Here is an 18,496-nt window from a genome sequence, read left to right as displayed (position 1 = left end):
GCTCAATCGCCTTCCTGGACGGGCGCCCCGGCAGCCTTGAGGGCCGCGAAGCCGCCCGCGACGTGCGCCACGTTCCTGATGCCCATTTCGTTCAGGGCCTTTGCCCCGAGGGCCGAGCGGTTGCCGGAAGCACAGTAGAGCAACAGGCGCTTGCCGCCGAGCTCGGGCTTGTGGGAGGCGCTGGTCGGATCGGCCTGGAACTCCAGGAAGCCGCGGGGCACGTGCACCGCCCCCCGCACCTTTCCGGTCCGTAGCAGCTCCTCGCCCTCGCGGACGTCGACCAATACCACGCTCGGGTCGTCCACGAGCCTCATGGCTTCCTCGGCCGAAAGGGTCTCGATCGTCTTGTTGGCCTCGGCCACCAGGTCCTTCGCAGTCTTCGTCATGTTCGTCTCCTTATTCGTCCCATGGGGTGCCATCGAGCGTATCAAGGGGGATCTTGAGGTAGCGCTTGCCGTTGTCCTCGGGTTCGGGCAGGCGCCCGCCCCGGACGTTCACCTGGAGCGAGTGCAGGATGAGCGTCGGCATCGGCAGCTCGCGGTCGCGGGCCTCGCGGAGGGCCACGAACTCCTCCTCGGTCCCGGCCTTCACGAGGTGCGTGTTTCTCGCCCTTTGCTGGGCAACCGTGCTCTCCCAGCGCGGCTCGCGCCCGCCCGGCATGTAGTCGTGGCCGGTGAACAGGCGCGTGTCGTCGGGAAGTGCCATGATGCGCTGGATGCTGTTCCATAAGGCACGGGCCGAGCCGCCGGGGAAGTCGGCGCGGGCCGTGCCGCCGTCGGGCATGAAGATCGTGTCGTGAACGAACGCCGCGTCGCCGACCACATACGCGATCGAGGCGAGTGTATGCCCGGGCGTGAACATCACCTCCACGTCCATGGTGCCGATCCTGAAGCGGTCGCCATCGGCGAAGAGGCGATCCCACTGGGATCCGTCGGTCGGAAAGCTGTCGGGCCAGTTGTAGATGCCCTTCCAGAGCTTCTGCACCTCGACCACCTTCTCACCGATGGCGGTGGGCACGCCCGTCCGGTCCTTGAGATAGCCGGCCGCCGAGAAGTGGTCGGCATGCGGGTGCGTGTCGAGGATCCACTCCAGGGTGAGCCCCTCGCGCTCGATATATGCGAGCATCTCGTCGGCGGAGTGGGTCGCCGTGGCGCCCGACTTCGGGTCGAAGTCCAGGACGGGATCGATGATCGCGGCGCGCTTCGTCTCCGGGTCGGCGACGACGTACTGCACGCTGTTGGTGCGCTTCTCGAAGAAGCCGGTCACGAGAGGCTTCCCGCGCAAGGGCTGCTTACCGGAGGTCATGTTCCGTTGCTCCATGGGTCAGGGGATCACGCGGTGGCGGCGAGCGCCAGGACGCCGCGTGTGACGATGTAGATGCCGACCACGATGACGAGGCCGGCGAAGACGGTGCCCAGCATCCGCTTGCGCGATGCCATGAGCTTGCCGAGCGCGGCCCCGGCGAATCCGCCGAGCAGGCCGCCGAGGACGAACAGGCCGGCGAGCCACCAATCGACCAGGCCCGAGAGCGCGTAGCTCGCGGCCGTTGCCGCGCCGAAGGCCGAGACGGCCACCAGGGACGTGCCGATGGCGAAGGTGAGCGGCATGCCCGTGGCGAGCATCAGGCCCGGCACGATCAGGAATCCGCCGCCGATGCCGAAGAACCCGGAGAACAGGCCGACGCCGAAGCCGATGCCGAGCAGCGGAGGCAGCAGCCGCCTTGCCGTTGCGGCCGACAGGCGGACGTCCGGATCGCCGCCGGATCCGCGCCTGCGCAGCATGACGGCACCGACGACGACCATCACCACGCCGAACAGGGCCAGCAGCCTGTCGCCGTCGAGGGTCTTGGCGACCGCGGACCCGGCGAAGGCGCCGAGCACCCCGGCCGCCGCGAACACGGCGGCGCAGCGCCCCTTCACGTTGCCCAGGCGCCAGTGCGTGAGCAGGTTGCCGAGCGCGCTCGCCGAGACGGCGATGGCGCTGGTGCCGATCGCCACGTGGGGCGAGGCCACGCCGACGACGTAGACCAGGAGCGGCACGGCAAGGATCGAACCGCCGCCGCCGACGAGGCCGAGCACGAGACCGACGAGGCCGCCGGATCCGGTCGCGAGGAGGCTTGTCACGCCATCAGGCATCGTCCGTCCCTCCTGCGGCCGCGCGCCGGAAGGTCACCTGCGGCCAGTCGGACGGCACGGCCCGGAACAGGGCCATGCCGGCGATCATCGACGCGACGAAGACGAGGACCTGCCACGGACCGAACGCGAGCGCGGTGAGCGCCGGGCCGGGGCACAGGCCGACGAGGCCCCAGCCGATGCCGAACAGGGCCGCCCCGCCGATCAGGCGCGTGTCGAGGTCACGGCGGGTCGGGAGTTCGAGACGGGGCGCGAGCACGGGAACGCCGCGCCGCCCGGCAATCAGGGTGCCGACAGCCGATACCGCGACAGCGCCGCCCATGACCAGGGCGAGGCTCGGATCCCAGTTGCCGAAGATGTCGAGGAAGCCGAGCACCTTGGCCGGGTTCACCATCTGCGAGACGATCAGCCCAAGCCCGAACAGCAGGCCGGAGGCGAAGGCGGAGAGGATCAATGGCATGGCTTACATCCCGAGGAGGTGACGGGTGATGAGAACGGTGGCGATGGCAGTGGTCATGAATACGGCCGTCGCCGCCAGCGAGCGCGGCGATCCCCGTCCGATGCCGCAGACTCCGTGGCCGCTGGTACAGCCCGCCCCGAGGCGGGTCCCGAAGCCGACGATCAGCCCGGCAACGACCAGCAGGGCGAGAGGCGCGTCGAGGAGGACGGGCGGCAGGACGCCGCCGAAGGTGCGGTAGGCCAAGGGCGCGATCAGCAGGCCGACCAGGAAGGCCGCGCGCCAGCCGATCTCGGCGCGGTTCGGGTGCAGCAGGCCGCCAAGGATGCCGCTGATCCCGGCGATGCGTCCGTTGAGCACCAGGAACAGGGCGGCGGATGCGCCGATCAGGGAACCGCCGACAAGGGCGGAAACGGGGGTGAAGTTCTCCATGGCATCTTCCGGTCGATGAGGATTGCGTTGCGTGGGCGTCAGGGCTTGGGGGCCGCCTGCTTGCAGTAAAGCTCGTAGAGGGTGGCGAAGAGGCGCTCAATGCGTGGGTCCGCGACGCGATACCAGATCGTCTGGCTTTCGCGTCGGGTCGTGACGACTCCTTCGTCCCGCATCTTGGCGAGATGCTGCGACAGGGCCGACTGCGACAGTCCCACCGCCTCGGCCAGGGAGGTGACGTTCGCCTCACCCCATTCGACCAGCTTGCACAGGATCATCAGGCGCCGCTCGTTGGCGAGCGTGCGCAGGATGTCCGCCATCTCGGTGGCCTGCCGTTCAAAGGCTGCGAGATCCATTCGAGTACCCTGCATCAACACTTAGATTAGTTAGTGCTAATTTCGCTATCTCTAATCTGATATCAAGGGACACCTTTGGATCAAGGCGCGGCCGGGGGCTCGGCGCGAACGCCGCACCCCTTGACCTGGATCAATGAACACCTGATATTTCAGAAAATACTGAAAATTCGGAATCATCATGAACCTCCCTCCCCTCGTTCAGACCTTCGTGCTTCATTTCGGCGAGATGGGCTCCCGCTGGGGCATCAACCGCACCGTCGGGCAGATCTACGCCCTGCTGTTCATCTCCAAGGAGCCGCTGAACGCCGAGGACATTGTGGAGGGGCTCGGCGTCTCGCGCTCCAACGTCAGCATGGGGCTCAAGGAGTTGCAGGCGTGGAATCTGGTGCGCCTCCAGCACAAGCCGGGCGACCGGCGCGACTATTTCTCGACGCCCGACGACATCTGGCAGATCGTGCGCACCCTGGTCGAGGAGCGCAAGAAGCGGGAGATCGACCCGACCATGACGCTCCTGCGCGAGGTGCTCATGCAGGAGCCCGCCAGCGTCGAGGAGCGCCATGCCCAGGAGCGCATGCGCGAGATGCACGATCTCTTCGAGCTGCTCACCGGCTGGTACGCCGACGTGCAGCGGCTCGACACCGAGCGCCTCGTCCAACTCCTGACGCTCGGCTCGAAGGTGCAGAAGATCCTGGAGATGAAGGATCGTCTCTTCGTCGTGCCGGGCTCGAAGAAGAGCCGCCGCGACGACCCCAAGGACAAGTGACATGTTCGACCAGTTCGACGCCCTGCTTCTGGCGCGTTTCCAGTTCGCCTTCACGGTCTCGTTCCACTTCATCTTCCCGTCATTCTCGATTGGGCTGGCGAGCTATCTCGCGGTGCTGGAGGGACTGTGGCTGTGGACCGGACGCGAGGTCTATCTCAACCTGTTCAAGTACTGGCTCAAGATTTTTGCACTGGCGTTCGCCATGGGCGTGGTCTCGGGCATCGTCATGTCGTACCAGTTCGGCACCAACTGGTCGGTGTTCTCCGACAAGGCCGGGCCGATCATCGGCCCGCTGATGGCCTACGAGGTCATGACAGCCTTCTTCCTGGAGGCCGGCTTCCTCGGCATCATGCTGTTCGGCATGGGCCGCGTCGGCCGCAGGCTGCACTTCGCGGCCACGCTCGCGGTCGCCGTCGGCACCTTCATCTCGGCCTTCTGGATCCTGTCAGCCAACTCGTGGATGCAGACACCCGTGGGCTACGCGATCAACGAAGCCGGGCAGTTCGTGCCACAGGACTGGTGGGCGATTATCTTCAACCCGTCCTTTCCCTATCGCTTGGTGCACACCGTGATGGCGGCGTACCTCACCACGGCTCTTGTGGTCGGCGGCGTCGGCGCCTGGCACCTCCTGCGCGAGCGCAGCAACAAGGGCGCCCGGGTGATGTTCTCGATGGCGATGGGCATGATCTCGGTCGTCGCCCCGCTCCAGATCCTCGCCGGCGACATGCACGGCCTCAACACGCTCGAGCACCAGCCCGCCAAGGTCATGGCCATGGAGGGCCACTTCAAGAGCCATCCGGACGGTGCTCCCCTGATCCTGTTCGGCATTCCCGACCAGGAGACCGGCTCGGTTCGCAATGCCATCGAAATCCCGAAGGCGTCCTCGCTCATCCTCAAGCATGACCTGAATGCACCGCTGAACGGGCTCGACACGGTGGATCGCGCCAACTGGCCTTACGTGCCGGTGGTGTTCTGGTCCTTCCGCGTCATGGTGGGCTTAGGCTTCGCCATGCTGGGTCTCGGGCTGCTCAGCCTGTGGGCGCGCTTCCGTGGCCGTCTCTATGACTGGCGCCCGCTGCACTGGCTGGCGCTGGCCATGGGCCCGGCGGGCTTCGTGGCGGTGATCGCCGGCTGGGTCACCACCGAGGTCGGACGGCAGCCGTTCACCGTCTACGGCCTGCTCAAGACGGCCCAGTCGGCCTCGCCGCTCGAAGCCCCGGCGGTGGCGGCATCGCTGCTGACCTTCATCGTCGTCTACTTCATCGTGTTCGGCGCGGGCACCGGGTACATCCTCAAGCTCATGGGCAAGGCCCCACATCGCGGCGAGACCGGGCCCGAGGTAGGCTCTGACCATACCATCCGCACCGCGGGCATCACCCCGGCTCCCGCAGTCAATCCAGGCCGCACCCTCGGCGCGGAGGCTTGAACCATGACTCTTATTTTTGACCTGCCCACCCTCTGGGCCTTCGTCATCGCATTCGCGGTCTTCGCCTATGTGGTGATGGACGGCTTCGATCTCGGCATCGGCATCCTGTTCCCGTTCTTCGCGCCGGGACCGGAGCGCGACAGTGCCATGAACTCCGTCGCCCCGGTCTGGGACGGCAACGAGACCTGGCTGGTGCTGGGCGGCGGTGGCCTGATGGCAGCCTTTCCGCTCGCCTACGCGATCATCCTGCCGGCCCTCTACGCTCCCATCATCGCCATGGTGCTGGCGCTGATCTTCCGCGGCGTCGCCTTCGAGTTCCGCTGGCGTGATCCCGGCCACCGCCGCTACTGGGACGTCGCCTTCACGACCGGATCCGTCGTGGCGACGCTGGCGCAGGGCATAACGCTCGGCGCCCTGCTTCAGGGCATTGCGGTCGAGGGACGCTCCTATGCCGGCGGCTGGTGGGACTGGCTCACGCCCTTCAGCCTGCTGGTCGGCGTCAGCCTCGTGGTCGGCTACGCCCTGCTCGGAGCGACCTGGCTGGTCATGAAGACCGAAGGCATGGTCCAGAATCACAGCTACCGCCTCGCCGGCAAGCTCGCTCTCGGGTTGATCGCCTCCATCGGGCTGGTCAGCGCTGCAACGCCATTCCTGAGCGGCGCCTATTACGAGCGCTGGTTCGCCTGGCCGCAGGTGCTGTTCACCGCCCAGGTGCCGCTGCTGGTCGGCCTCTGCTCGGGGGCGCTGCTGGTGAGCCTGGTGCGCCGCTGGGAATACTGGCCGTTCCTGCTGACGCTGGGGCTGTTCGCCCTTTGCCTGCTGGGACTCGGTGTCAGCATGTTCCCGCACGTGGTGCCGAACGCCGTCACGATCCACGAGGCCGCGGCGCCGGAATCGAGCCTTCAGTTCATGCTGGTCGGCGCGAGCGTGCTGATCCCGATCATCCTCGCCTACACCGGGTACTCGTACTGGGTGTTCCGCGGCAAGACTGGCCACGAGGGATATCACTGATGACCAACAAACTCGAGCAGCGCTCCTCGCTGAGACGATGGCTGTGGTTCGTCGGCCTCTGGGCCGCCGGCGTCGGCACGACGGGAGCGGTCAGCCTCGTCATCAGGTTCTGGCTGAAATCGTAATCGGGCCGTTCCCGGGGTGCGCCATCACAACGCGCGGAAGCATAGACATGAAGGATCAAGATATGACCACGAAAGTTGGCGCGAAGGATTCCATCCTCAAGTACGGCCTCAAATGCCGCTGTCCCGAGTGCGGGCAGGGCCGCCTGTTCAATGGCTTCCTCACGCTCGCGCCCGGTTGCGAGGCGTGCGGCCTCGACTACTCCTTCGCCGATCCGGCCGACGGACCCGCCTTCTTCGTCATGATGACGATGGCCATTCCTGCGACGGCGTTCGGCGTCTGGATCGAGCTGGCCTACGAGCCGTCCGTGTGGGTGCATCTGCTCACGACGTTGCCGGTCATGCTGCTGAGCTGCATCCCGCCGATCCGGCCCATGAAGGGCATGCTGGTCGCGAGCCAGTACTTCCACAAGGCCGAGGAAGGCCGCTTCGCCGTTCCCCACAAGAGCGCGGCCTAGGGGCGGATTACTGCCTATCGGGCACTCCTCGAACCCGATGGGAAGCTCAGTCCTGCTTACCGGGCTTTTTCCAGCGCGTCAGCGGCTCCTGAGCATGGTCTTCCCGGACGACGATCCGCCTGGGCGGATCCAGCGGAACGAAACCGATTTCGTCCATCGCCTCGCCCATCGACTTGGGCCTGGTGGCCGGGCAGGGTTCGTCGGCGGGGCGGGACAGACGCTTGTCTGGCAAGGTCATCCTCCTGGAACCTGGGTATCCACGGCGCAAGCCCAGTGACGGCGTCATCCCTGCTCCTCGGGCTTTCTCCAGCGCGTGAGCCGCCTGGCGGGTGGTCCCAGTCGCCGGAGGGTGATCCGCCTGGGCGGGTCCGGCGGCTTGAACCCCATCTCATCGAGAGCTTCCCCAAGCGTCTTGACCTTCGTGACCTGGCGGGTTTCTCCCGTAAGGCTGGGTTTGGGGTTCTCGGCCAAGGCTTCCCTCCTGGATGCCGGCCATCTTGCCCGCGCCGCGGCTCGCCCACAACCGGGATTAGGGGCGTCCTGACCTGATCCGAAAGAGGTATCGAATACCGCGTTGACAAGCTTGGCGGTGTTTCCTATTTGTTCCGAGCATGGCCCAGGCATCCGCACATACCGCTGACATCGGACCGCGCGTCTCGCGCACCGCGGTTGTGCGCCCGGCCTGCATATCCCCGATACGCTGATTTCCCCCTGAACCCGCCCTGATCGGTTCACCCGGACGGCCCTGCCGTTCGCCTTGGGACGAGCGTATCCATGCCCATCACCTCCCCTTCCGCCACCGTCGCCGACGATCGATCCAACCTGCTTTCCCGAATTCGGGAAAGCGCCTCATTTCTCACCTTCACCCCACGCGGCACCGTTCGTTGCCAAGGGGCGCCGTTGTTCCGAAGTCAGGCAGCACGCGAGCTCGCCTGCCTGCTCGACGTCGATCCCGACGTGGAGTCCTGGACCTGCCTGCCCACGATCCTCACCGCAGGCGCCGCCGCCCACGTGCCGGACTTCGCCGTGATCCGATCGACGGGAAGTGTTCTCGTCGATGCCGTTCCGACCGACGCCTCGGTTCCTCCCCCGTGGGTGCGGGGCGCTGCCGATGAGGCTGGTCATGGCTACGAGGCACACGCCGAGGCCGACCTTCGCGAGGGCTTCCGGCTCGACAACGCCCGCGACCTCCTGCGCTATGCCAACCACCGCATTTCCCTCGGGGATCGCGTGCGTCTTCTGACCATGCTCGAGGAGCAGGGGCCGATGCCGCTCGCTGCCTGCATGCAGGTCATCCGCGACGGACGCGACCCGATAGGCGTGATCGCGGCCATGGCCCTGCGCCGCTTCGTGGAGATCGATCTCGACGAGGCCCGCATCGGCCCGGAGACCCGCGTCTCCCGCTGCCACGACTGAACCCATCGCTTTCAACCCATCCGCATCGCCGGGACCGAACCATCGGGACCGGGAGCGACAGAGCATGCCCAATGACCTTCATGATCACCAAGGACGGCCCCGCGCCCCAGCTCGGCCCCGAGATCGACCGCCTGAACGGCCTCGTTCACGCGCTCGAGGATATCCGCCGTGGGCGACACCCCGGCGGGGACACGCTCGCCGCCTGCCCGAAGCTCCAGCACTGGGAGGTGATCCAGCGACCCGATCCCTCGCTCACGGGGATCATGTTCAACCATCCCCGCATCGGCGACGGACGGCCGGGCCTCACAACGGGCTTATGGGTGCTGGCGCCCTCCCTCGGATACGCGCGGACCCTGTCCCGGTTCTACGCCCTCGGAAAGCCTGCCGCCGGATCCGGCTACGACGCCCGCTAACCGTCCCACCATCCACCCTTCACCCCCTTTCAAGGGCCGCCGACAACGGGTCGCCGCGCCCTCGTGGACAGACACAATGACCAGGAAACGACACCACCTGAACAGGCGCCGGGACACCGAGCGCAGACCGACGGACGTCGGCAAGACCCTGGCCCGCAACCTGATCGTCCGGGCGCTGCGCCACGCCGACCTCCACCACGTGCTGCACGGTCGCCCGTGCATCGTCGGGTTCGTGGTGCCCGATGCCGACGAGCGCGCGATCTTCCTCGAGGCGGGAAGAAGCATCCTGCGCACGTTCGCCGGGCAGATGATCGAGAACGAGTACGAGGTCTTCGAACTGGAGAGCGTCGGTCTCAAGCAGGCCAAGAAGTCCGAGGCCAACGTCCGCCGGATCCTGATGGAGAACAGCCAGGTCTTCGCCTTTGCGGCCGACCCGGGCGCCTTCCCGCCCGTGTTCCGGCTCTCGGCCGACGCGATCGTGACACCGGATCCCGTCGACCCGCACGCCCTGCGGGGCGCACTTAAAGCCGTGCTCGGCCGCGTGTTGCCCGCCACCGTCCTCACGACAGCGAGCACGCTGCCGCTTCCCACCCTCTCCGCCGCGATCAAACCTGGACGGAGTATCGGCCAAACCATTCGGAGGCTTGAGAGGGTCAGTCAGGATGAGGAGCCTGCCCCTGCCGGAAGACCGGGCAGGCACGATGAACCGACGCTCGACGACCTGCACGGTCTCGGGGAGGCCGCCGAATGGGGGCGTTCGCTGGCGCGGGATCTCGCCGACTACGCGGCAGGCCTGATCCCATGGTCGGAGGTGGATCGCGGGGTTCTCGTCAGCGGCCCGACCGGGACGGGGAAGACGACCTTCGCCCGGGCGCTGGCTGGGACATGCAAGGTGCCGATCCACATCCACTCCCTCGCCCGCTGGCAGGCCAAGGGGTATCTCAACGACCTGCTCAAGGCGATGCGCGGCGCCTTCGACGAGGCCAGGAAGGATGCGCCCTGCATCCTGTTCCTCGACGAGATCGACTCGTTCGGTGATCGCGAGAGGCTCACGGGCCACAACGAGCAGTACTGCCGCGAGGTCATCAATGCCTTCCTCGAGTGCCTGGACGGCATCGACGCGCGCGAGGGTGTGGTCGTTGTGGGGGCAACGAACCTGCCGGACAGGATCGACGCCGCGATCCTGCGACCCGGCCGCCTCGACAGGCACGTCGTTATCCCCCTGCCTGACGTCGACGCCCGCAAGGGCATTCTGCGGCACCACCTGCGCGACGCGCTGTCGAGCGTCGATCTGACGGACGTCGCCGATCGGATGGAAGGAGCGTCAGGGGCCGTGATCGAACAGGTGGTGCGCGATGCCCGGCGCAAGGCCAGGACCGAGCTCCGGGAGCTTTCGCTGGAAGACCTGCACGCGTCATTGCCCGCCAGGGTGCGGCTCCCGGAGGACGCCTTCCGACGGGCCTGCGTCCACGAGGCGGGGCATGCTGTCGTCGGCGTCCTCCTGGCCAGGGAGTCCGGGCGGACCCCGACGGAGGTCCGCGTGTTCCGAGAGGTAACAATCGGCGCATCGGCGGCCGGGCATACCGCCTACCGTCGGCACGTCGGTGCCGTGCGAACGAGGTCTGCTTACCTGGCCGAGATCACCGGACTTCTCGCGGGAATTGCCGCCGAGGAGATCGTGCTCGGCTCCCGTGGCGACGGAGGCGGAGGATCGGATGGCTCGGACCTCCAGCAGGCAACGGTGCTCGCAGCCGCGATGGAGGTGTCGCTTGGACTGGGTGGCACCCTCGCCTACCTGGCCCCGAATGACGACGCGGAACTCCTCGCCCGCCTCCGGGCGGACACGCCCCTCAGGCGCAGCGTCGATCGCGTGCTCGGGTCGTGCCTCGGATGCGCCAAGACGGTCCTCCTCGCGAACAGGGCGGCACTCGACGAGCTCGCGGCCGTCCTCTCGGCCCGCGGGCGGGCGTCCTTCGGCGACGTTCTCGGGATCGTCGAGGGTGCGGATCGCTCCGGGGCGCAGGCCAAGGATTCACCGATCAAAGGATCCTTGGGGGACACCCCAGGAATCTTTGCCATGGGATCTTGACGCGCCCAGGGGCGGCTTGCTAGGAACCCCGTCCCATGACGTTGAACCTTGAGCATACGCAGATATCGCCCGTAGGCGAGCGGCCCGGCCGCGGTGCAGCGATGCACGCCTCGGAGGCAAGGTTCTCCCGGGCGTAATCCGAACGCCACCGTCGCCCCCCTCGCCATCCCGCAGCCTTCGGCCGGATCCGTCCGTGCCGGAACGGCCTGCCGTGCGAGGATACGATAGCCCCCGACGCATCATCCCCGACAAGTCCTCCCGATACCCGGTACCGCGATCGCCTTGATCCCGGTGCCGCGCTCATCCGGCCCGCGACCGGCGTCGCGTCCCGACCCACTCCACGGATCACCCGCTTCGGGTGACCGCAGCCAGAGGAGGCTTCACATGACGAACGCATTCGCCGCCTCCATCCGCGGCCGTCGCCGCCAGGCAGCGGCGCTCCGCCTCATATCGGCCTGACGCATCGCGGGCCTCGCGCCCGCTCCCTCAGACAGTCCCTGTTTTCCCGCTGGAACCCGGCTGCCGCCATGCGCCGGGCCGAGGAGTCACGCGCCATGCCGAAGAAGACCAAGAATCCCCTGCGTACCTGCCCTGCCATCTTCCGTTTGAACGGCGACTGGGGGCCGTTCATCGAGGAGGACGGCATCCACTTCCGGGTCTCGGACCCCGACCCCGAGGCCGAGTACTTCGAACGCTCGGATGCCTGGGACCGCTGGATTCTGATCGACCCCGATTTCGAGTTCCTCGGCGGGGCCGTTCCGCCCGCTCCCTAGGCGAGCGGTCCAACCGCATTCGACCAGGTCCGACAACCCGAGAGGCATCCATGAACACCCGCATCGACGAAGCCGACCAACACCTCGCCCCAGCTCCGGCCGCCGGAGGCAGCGTGGCCACGACCGACGGGGGCTGGCGCATAGCGGGCTGAACCTCCCGGCCCATCCCGATAAGCCCTGGATGCCGCCGTCCGCCTCCATCGCCAGCCGCCTTCCTCCCCTGCGCACCAAGGGTTCGTTCACCGGAACCCTCGTCGATCCCGTCGACAGCCGCATCCTCGTCTTCGAGAGCACGCTCGAGGAGGGATGGGCCTGCATCCTGCGGACCGACCATCGCACGAGGGAGGTGCACGACCAGCCCGCGCCGGTCGCGTACGTCGACGACGACGGCATCAGGCGCTCGCACACGTTCGACTTCCGCGCCGTCCTCGATTGCGGCCGCAAGATCGCCTACGCCGTCAAACCCTCCTCGCGGGTGGCGTCCAGCGGCATCGGGCGGACCCTCGAACTGATCCGGCAGCAGGTCCGCCCGGGGTTCGCCGATGCGTTCGTCCTGCGCACCGAGGAGCACATCACGAAGGATCGCGTGCACAACGCGCGGCTCATCCTGCACTCGTGGGCCAGCCGCGATCCCGACCATGTCGAGGCAATTGCCCGGGTCGTGCGCAGGATGCGCGGCTCCGCGCTCGTCCGTGACATCGCCGACGCAAGCGGCCTCGGGGGACATGCCCTGAGGGCCATCGCCTGCCTCATCGGCGACGGCGTGCTGCGCCTCGCACGGCCTGCCCGCATCTCGCACTCCGCATTCGTCTCGCCCGGTCCGCGGGCCCTCTGACCAGGCACACAGGAAAGGTTCATCCCATGACCCACCAGACCAACTCCGTGACCACGCCCCGCTTCGGCGCGGGCAAGCTCGACCGGATCCGCATCGGCGACATCGCCTATCGCCGGGTGAAGTGCGACCGCGATGCGATGACGCTCGTCCGCTGTGACGGCGAGGGCCTGCACGAGGTCTTCACCCACGCGCATCTCTTCCGGCTTCTCGACGAGGACCACCTTCACGTCGACCGCGACTTCTTCGCGCCCGGCAAGGGCCGCCTGCGCCTGATCTACGGCGATCTCAAGCTGACCGATCTCGACCCCGAGACCCAGAAACTGGTCAACTGGAGGAGCGAGTTCGTCGAGCGCTTCCTTAAGCTCTCTCGCAGCGACAAGCGCTTCACGCGCTCGGACACGTCGCTCGGGAGGGCGATCGAGAGGATCGGCGACGACATCGATGCGGACAGGAAGATCGGGAAGCCGAACGTCAGGCCCGGAAGGATTCCCGATCAGCCGCAGCGGCCGAGCCCGACCCAGCTCCGGCGCTGGATCAAGCGCTTCGAGGACGGCGATTGCGAACGGGTTGCCCTCGTTCCGCGCTATGCCCGCTCCGGCAATACCAAGACCGTGCGCATGGAAGCCGAAGTCCGTGGTGTCCTGAACCGGATCGTCCCGACCTACGCGAGCAACCTCAGGCCTTCGGGCAAGGAAATCCACGCCAGGATCGCGGAGGAGATCGGCAAGCTGAACGCGGAGCGTGCGGCACGGAGGCTACCCGGGCAGAAGCTGACCGAACTGAAGGTGCCGAGCCTCAAGACCGTCTACCGCGCCATCCACAAGCTCGATGCCTTCCATGTCCTCGCGGGTCGCAAGGGCAAGGAGCACGCCCGCAAGAAGTTCTTCGTCGTGCACGAGGGCGTCGAGGTGACCCGCCTCCTCGAACGGGTGGAGATGGACACGTGGGAGGTGCAGTTGATGAACCTCCTCGTCGACCTCGGCCTCTGGGAAGGCATGACCGAGGAGCAACGCAAGGCGGTCACGCGCGTCCGCTGCTCGCTGACGGCCGCCATCGACTGCGCCTCGAGGTATCTCCTCGCGCTGGACCTCAGGGTCGGTTCGCCTTCGGGAGCCGGCGCGGTCGCCGCGCTCCAGATGATCACTGCCGACAAGACCGCGCTCTCGACCGCATGCGGCGCGCAGATCCCGTGGCACGGGCGCGGCACGCCCGAGTCGATCCTGACCGACCGGGGCCCGGAGTACATCCACGATTACTTCCGCAGCACGGTGTCGGACCTCGCGGTGACGCACATGCTCGCGCCGGCCGGACTGCCGCAGATGCGCGGCACCGTCGAACGTCTCTTCCGCACCATCGACAGCACGCTGCTGTCGAAGTTGAGCGGGCGCACGCACTCGAACCCGCAGGACCGGGGCGACTACAAGGCCTCCGAGCAGGCCAGCCTGACGGTCGAGGAGTTGCGCGAGATCCTGTATCGCTGGGTCGAGGTTTACCACAACACCCCGCACGAGGGGCTGGGAGGGGAAACGCCCGAGGAGGCATGGGCCCGTCTGGCCAAGGACTGCGAGGTTCGCCCGGCACCGAGTCCGAGCCAGGCCCGTCACATCTTCGGGGTCCGCGCCCACAGGCGGATCGGCAACCGCGGCATCCGCTTCCTGGGCCTGCATTACCAGTCCTTGCAGCTCCAGCAGTACCGCCGCCAGGTCAACCAGCAGCCCGTCCTGATCCGCGTCGATCCCCGTAACCTCGGCGAGATTTCCTTCTTCACGGACGAGGGCTGGATGTCCGCGGCGTGCGTGCAGGACTTCGCGCAGGGACTGACGGCAGCCGAATGGATGGCGGCCACCCGCCGCCTGCGGGAGCGCTTCGCCAACCTGGCGGCGCTCAAGCGTCCCGTGGTGATCGCGGCGATCCAGGCCATCCGTGAGATGTCGGCGGCCGCCATGACCCGTGCAGGTCTCGCGTCCCCCGTCATGACCGAGGAGGAGTTCAGGAAGGCGGAACTCGACCTCTACCGCACCTTCAGGATCCGCGACGGCAAGGTCGCGCAGTCCGACGAGGAGGATGTCCTCGGCATCGGCGACGACGCCGTCCCCGAACCCATCGCCGACGAGACCGACGACGAGCACGACCACACCGACGACCGGGACGCGGCCGGGGACGCGATCACGTCCCCGTACGGCGACGCGGACGACTGGAGGCTGGAGGACTGAGCATGACGAAACCGCAATTCGAGGACATCGGCGACGACTTTCCCTGTGATCCCAGGCAGGAGGCCCGGGATCGCGCGGCCGAGGAGAGGCGCGCCCGGCGCATCGTCGCATTGGAGAAGCTGCACAAGAGCTACCTGAGGACGCCGCGGGACGCCCAGCTCGAGGACGAGTTCGAGCGCCTCATCGACGGGGCCTCGCTGTCGCTGAACGGCCGTCGGCCGGAAGGGCGCGCGTTGGTCGTCATCGGCCAGAGCGGGGCCGGCAAGACCCTCGCGCTGCGCCGCCTCATCGACGGACGCCGGGAACTCACGCCGCAGAACATGGCGGTCGGTCCGACGATGCCGTTCGTGTCGATCACCGCGCCCTCGCCGTGCACCCTGAAGCAGCTCGCGATCGAGCTTCTGCGGGCCCTCGGGTATCCGCTCGAGCGCGACGTCAAGGAGAACGTCGCCTGGAACCGGGTCCGCGAGCAGCTCCGCCTGCGCAAGGTCCTCATCGTGCACATCGACGAGATGCAGCATGCGGTGCGCTTCCCCGACGGTGCCGAAACCCAGAAGGTGAGCGACACCCTCAAGAACGTGATGCAGCAGGCGGACTGGCCCGTCAGTTTCGTCCTGTCGGGCCTGCCGTCCCTCGTGGAGTTCGCGCAGCGGGACGTTCAGTTGGGTCGCCGCTGCCGCTTCCTCAGCTTCACCCCCCTGAAGTTCCCGAACGACGCGAAGGGCCTGCACCACATCGTCCGGACCGTAGCTACCAAGGCGGCCGACCTCGAGCCGGTCGGCCTGGACGGCAGCGAGTTCCTCGCCCGCCTCTGCCGTGCGGCCGAGGGCCAGTTCGGGCGCGTGGTCCAGATCTGCCGGACCGCGGCGGAGGACGCGATCCGCGCCGGGGCCGCGCAGCTCACCATCGCGGACTTCGCCAGCGCGTATGCGGCCACCACGGGCTGCCCGGCCGACACGAACATCTTCCTCGCCCGGGACTGGGAATTCGTCCGCCCCGGCGTGGCCCCTGCGGAGAACCCGTCCTCGGACGAACCCGCCGAACCCAAGACCTCGAAGAAAAGGAAGTCCGCATGACCATCCACGCCGCACTCGCCATCCGCATCCCGCACGGTGACCAGGAAACCCCGACGAGCTTTGCCTCGCGCCTGTCCACCCTCCACGGCTGCACCGCCTTCAACGTCTTCTGCCTCGACATGGGGACGACGGCCTACGACGTGGTTCACGGCCGGGACCGGGCGCTCGCGCGCCTTGAGGGCCTCGGCGGTCTGCCGTCCGGCAGGCTCCTGCCCTTCAGCATCCGCCGCACCGATGACGGCTTCGTCCTGAACGGACAGGCGCTGAGGAAGCAGAGCCTGCGCCGCGAGCGGATCCATGTCTGCCCGCTCTGCATCGCCGACGACCTCGGGACCCAGCCCGGTCCGGTCGAGGTCCGCCCATACGCCCGCGCATCCTGGAGCCTGGCGTCGATCCGCTCGTGCGCCCGGCACCGCGCGGCCCTGATCCCACTGGAGGAGTGCCTGCCCGGCATGCGTCTGGGCGGTGTCCGCGCGTACGACTTCGCGCAGGTCATGTGGTCCGCAGCAGGCATCCTCGACGGGATCGGCGGGTACGCTGTGGAGCGTACCGAGTCCCCGTTCGAAACCTACCTGCTCAGGCGGCTGTGGGGACCGAAGGTGGAGATTCCCTTCCTCGACGCGCTCCCGTGGTACGCGGCGGCGCGGTCCTGCGAGATGGTCGGGGCTGTGGCCCTGGCCGGAGCCCGCTGCCGCACCGGCGGCATGTCGGAAAGGGCATGGTTCGACGCGGGCATCGAGGGCTTCCGCATCCTCGCCGATGGCGAGGATGCCTTCAGGGAACTCCTGGACCGCCTCCAGGCGTCGTTCAAGGCCACCAGGCAGAACTGGGGTCCCCGGTCGATGTTCGGCCGCCTTTACGAGTGGCTGGCGCACGAGGACGGCGACGAGGCCTATGATCGGCTGAGGGAGATCATGAAGCGGCACATGATCGAGACCCTGCCCCTCGGCCCCGGTGACGAGGTGTTCGGGGAAATCATCACGGTGCGCCGCCTGCACTCGGTGCGGACGGCGGCCCAGGAAACCGGGCGGCACCCGAAGCGCCTGAGGAAGCTCCTGCTCGAGGCAGGTGTGATCGGCGAGGCTGAGCTCGGTCTCACCGACGATCGCATCCTGTTCCAGGCTGATCTTGTCGGCGGGTGGTTGGAGCAGGCCGCCGGGGCGATGCCCCTGACCAAGGCCGGGGAGTACCTGAACGCGCCTCGCGTGCAGGTCCGCAAGCTCTATGACTGCGGCCTCATTCGCCCGTTTGCCGAGGGCGGTCGCCATGCGCACCTGAAGGACCACGCCTTCTCGCGGGAAGAGCTCGACGCCTTCCTCGGACGGCTTCTCGCCGACGCGGAAACGGTTCCCTCCCCGCCGCAGGGAGCGGCCGACATTCCGGCTGCCGCGAAGCAGGCCTGCTGCTCCGCCGAGGAGATCGTCCGGCTCGTCCTCGATCGCGGACTGTCCTGGACGGGGCGTCTGCGGGACGTGCCCGGGTACCTCTCCCTGCTCGTCGACGTCGGCGAGGTGCGCGAACGTGTTCGCTGGGAGGACCACGGCGGGTACTCGCTCCGCGAGGTCGAGCGTCTCCTCGCCACCTCGACGCATGGCGTGCTGGCGTTGGTCGGGGACGGGCACCTGCCCGCACGCACGGCCGTGAACCCGGTCAACCGCTGTCCGCAGACGGTCATCCCGCGGGAGTCCCTCGACACGTTCCGTGAGACGTTCGTCAGCCTAGCGGAGATGTCCAGGGAGCGGGCCGTGAATCCGAGGGGTTTGCTGCGGGAATTGCGCGAGGCCGGGGTGGCTCCCGCCATCGTTTCGGGCGACGCGAAGAAGTCCTACTTCTTCCGCCGGACCGAATTGCCGCCCCATCACTGATCATGGGGTCGAACGGCACCAACGGACACCCAAGAACGGGAGCCGGATTTGAAGGATAAGCCTGGGAAACCCGCGAAGCACGAGGAGCCTGCGGAACCCGAACCCCACTCCACCGACGATCCCGGTCCGGCCACGAAGACCAGGTAGCTCGGGGAAGCGCTCGACGAGCTGGGCTTCGTTCCGCCGAATCCGCCCAGGCGGATCATCCTCCGGCGCTTCGGCCCGCCCAAACGGCTCAAGCGCTGGAGGAAGCCCAAGGACGCGGATTGAGCCACGCCCGTTCCACGGCGCTTCCTGCCTGACTTTCGGTACTTGCCACCAAGCCCTCGGGTTCCGCGCCCGAGGGCTTTTTCGTGCCTGCGATCCGAGGCTTGAAACAAGCTCATGCAACTGCGGCGGGCTGTTGCGTCAATCCAGCCGATCTATGTGTCAAAGTCTTGAGTCAGGCGCAGCGATTACAATGACTTACAGGAAATCTGCGGCACACTATGGTTCCAGTTACACCGACCTGTGAAAAACTGCACAGGTCGGCTTTATCGTACGCATCCGCCGAGGACCGCGGAATTTCGGCTGCGGCGTGGTAAAGTGGCCGCATGGAGATCGACCACGACAAGATTGACGAGGCCGTGCTCGCCCTGATGTAGCTGACGCTGCACGATGGG

Annotated in this window: 21 protein-coding genes; 13 read left to right on the top strand and 8 right to left on the bottom strand. The window is 67.4% G+C overall.

The features are described 5' to 3' along the window. Positions 1-2: 2 nt before the first annotated feature. The 6 genes from ACFOYU_RS14425 to ACFOYU_RS14400 are packed head-to-tail and all read right to left on the bottom strand — an operon-like array spanning position 3 to position 3,374. Positions 3-386, bottom strand: coding sequence for a rhodanese-like domain-containing protein (locus ACFOYU_RS14425; protein WP_377034129.1), 384 nt, complete (start codon positions 384-386; stop codon positions 3-5). Between the two features lie 10 nt (positions 387-396). Further along, positions 397-1,305, bottom strand: coding sequence for an MBL fold metallo-hydrolase (locus tag ACFOYU_RS14420; protein ID WP_377034128.1), 909 nt, complete (start codon positions 1,303-1,305; stop codon positions 397-399). Between the two features lie 26 nt (positions 1,306-1,331). Then, on the bottom strand, positions 1,332-2,135 hold the full coding sequence (locus ACFOYU_RS14415) for a sulfite exporter TauE/SafE family protein (protein WP_377034127.1): 804 nt from the start codon (positions 2,133-2,135) through the stop codon (positions 1,332-1,334). Beyond that, a complete protein-coding gene (locus tag ACFOYU_RS14410) occupies positions 2,128-2,592 on the bottom strand; it encodes a DUF6691 family protein (RefSeq protein ID WP_377034126.1) in 465 nt (154 codons plus the stop codon). The genes ACFOYU_RS14415 and ACFOYU_RS14410 overlap by 8 nt, the downstream gene beginning before the upstream one ends. Before the next feature lie 3 nt (positions 2,593-2,595). Next, the gene (locus ACFOYU_RS14405) at positions 2,596-3,021 is read right to left on the bottom strand and encodes a YeeE/YedE family protein (protein ID WP_377034125.1); all 426 of its coding nucleotides are present in this window, start codon (positions 3,019-3,021) and stop codon (positions 2,596-2,598) included. 38 nt (positions 3,022-3,059) lie between these two features. After that, on the bottom strand, positions 3,060-3,374 hold the full coding sequence (locus ACFOYU_RS14400; RefSeq protein ID WP_377034124.1) for an ArsR/SmtB family transcription factor: 315 nt from the start codon (positions 3,372-3,374) through the stop codon (positions 3,060-3,062). Between the two features lie 178 nt (positions 3,375-3,552). On the opposite strand from ACFOYU_RS14400, the gene ACFOYU_RS14395 reads away from it, so the two are divergent. From ACFOYU_RS14395 to ACFOYU_RS14375, 5 genes are all read left to right on the top strand, one after another. Beyond that, on the top strand, positions 3,553-4,137 hold the full coding sequence (locus ACFOYU_RS14395) for a GbsR/MarR family transcriptional regulator (protein WP_377034123.1): 585 nt from the start codon (positions 3,553-3,555) through the stop codon (positions 4,135-4,137). Between the two features lies 1 nt (position 4,138). Beyond that, complete coding sequence (locus tag ACFOYU_RS14390; protein ID WP_377034122.1) at positions 4,139-5,563, top strand: cytochrome ubiquinol oxidase subunit I; 1,425 nt, start codon at positions 4,139-4,141, stop codon at positions 5,561-5,563. A gap of 3 nt (positions 5,564-5,566) precedes the next feature. Next, entirely contained in the window at positions 5,567-6,574 is a 1,008-nt protein-coding gene (gene cydB / locus ACFOYU_RS14385; protein WP_377034121.1) for a cytochrome d ubiquinol oxidase subunit II, read from the top strand. Beyond that, positions 6,574-6,699: a DUF2474 domain-containing protein gene (locus ACFOYU_RS14380; RefSeq protein WP_377034120.1), complete on the top strand. Its 126-nt coding sequence runs from the start codon at positions 6,574-6,576 to the stop codon at positions 6,697-6,699. Before cydB ends, ACFOYU_RS14380 begins: the two co-directional genes overlap by 1 nt. Positions 6,700-6,761: 62 nt before the next feature. After that, positions 6,762-7,154 (top strand): DUF983 domain-containing protein, encoded by a 393-nt coding sequence (locus ACFOYU_RS14375; protein WP_377034119.1) that lies wholly within the window; start codon positions 6,762-6,764, stop codon positions 7,152-7,154. 46 nt (positions 7,155-7,200) lie between these two features. On the opposite strand, the gene ACFOYU_RS14370 is transcribed toward ACFOYU_RS14375, so the two are convergent. Then, positions 7,201-7,386, bottom strand: a complete 186-nt coding sequence (locus ACFOYU_RS14370; RefSeq protein ID WP_377034118.1) for a hypothetical protein — start codon at positions 7,384-7,386, stop codon at positions 7,201-7,203. A gap of 50 nt (positions 7,387-7,436) precedes the next feature. Beyond that, the gene (locus ACFOYU_RS14365) at positions 7,437-7,625 is read right to left on the bottom strand and encodes a hypothetical protein (RefSeq protein ID WP_377034117.1); all 189 of its coding nucleotides are present in this window, start codon (positions 7,623-7,625) and stop codon (positions 7,437-7,439) included. Positions 7,626-8,054: 429 nt separating this feature from the next. Here ACFOYU_RS14365 and ACFOYU_RS14360 point away from each other — a divergent pair, with 429 nt between their 5' ends. From ACFOYU_RS14360 to ACFOYU_RS14325, 8 genes are all read left to right on the top strand, one after another. Beyond that, the gene (locus ACFOYU_RS14360) at positions 8,055-8,570 is read left to right on the top strand and encodes a hypothetical protein (protein ID WP_377034116.1); all 516 of its coding nucleotides are present in this window, start codon (positions 8,055-8,057) and stop codon (positions 8,568-8,570) included. 71 nt (positions 8,571-8,641) lie between these two features. Then, a complete protein-coding gene (locus tag ACFOYU_RS14355) occupies positions 8,642-8,983 on the top strand; it encodes a hypothetical protein (RefSeq protein WP_377034115.1) in 342 nt (113 codons plus the stop codon). Between the two features lie 76 nt (positions 8,984-9,059). Further along, entirely contained in the window at positions 9,060-11,072 is a 2,013-nt protein-coding gene (locus ACFOYU_RS14350) for an AAA family ATPase (RefSeq protein ID WP_377034114.1), read from the top strand. Positions 11,073-11,626: 554 nt separating this feature from the next. After that, the gene (locus ACFOYU_RS14345; protein WP_377034113.1) at positions 11,627-11,845 is read left to right on the top strand and encodes a hypothetical protein; all 219 of its coding nucleotides are present in this window, start codon (positions 11,627-11,629) and stop codon (positions 11,843-11,845) included. 181 nt (positions 11,846-12,026) lie between these two features. Next, positions 12,027-12,680, top strand: a complete 654-nt coding sequence (locus ACFOYU_RS14340) for a hypothetical protein (protein WP_377034112.1) — start codon at positions 12,027-12,029, stop codon at positions 12,678-12,680. A gap of 26 nt (positions 12,681-12,706) precedes the next feature. Next, positions 12,707-14,893, top strand: a complete 2,187-nt coding sequence (locus ACFOYU_RS14335) for a Mu transposase C-terminal domain-containing protein (RefSeq protein ID WP_377034111.1) — start codon at positions 12,707-12,709, stop codon at positions 14,891-14,893. Positions 14,894-14,895: 2 nt separating this feature from the next. Beyond that, positions 14,896-15,969: an AAA family ATPase gene (locus tag ACFOYU_RS14330; protein ID WP_377034110.1), complete on the top strand. Its 1,074-nt coding sequence runs from the start codon at positions 14,896-14,898 to the stop codon at positions 15,967-15,969. Continuing rightward, positions 15,966-17,834, top strand: a complete 1,869-nt coding sequence (locus tag ACFOYU_RS14325) for a TniQ family protein (protein WP_377034109.1) — start codon at positions 15,966-15,968, stop codon at positions 17,832-17,834. Before ACFOYU_RS14330 ends, ACFOYU_RS14325 begins: the two co-directional genes overlap by 4 nt. Positions 17,835-18,496: the final 662 nt, after the last annotated feature.

This window comes from Microvirga sp. GCM10011540, from assembly GCF_042650665.1.
In the GTDB taxonomy this organism is placed as follows: Bacteria; Pseudomonadota; Alphaproteobacteria; order Rhizobiales; family Beijerinckiaceae; genus Microvirga; species Microvirga lenta.
This window is presented reverse-complemented; position numbering and strand designations above follow the sequence as displayed.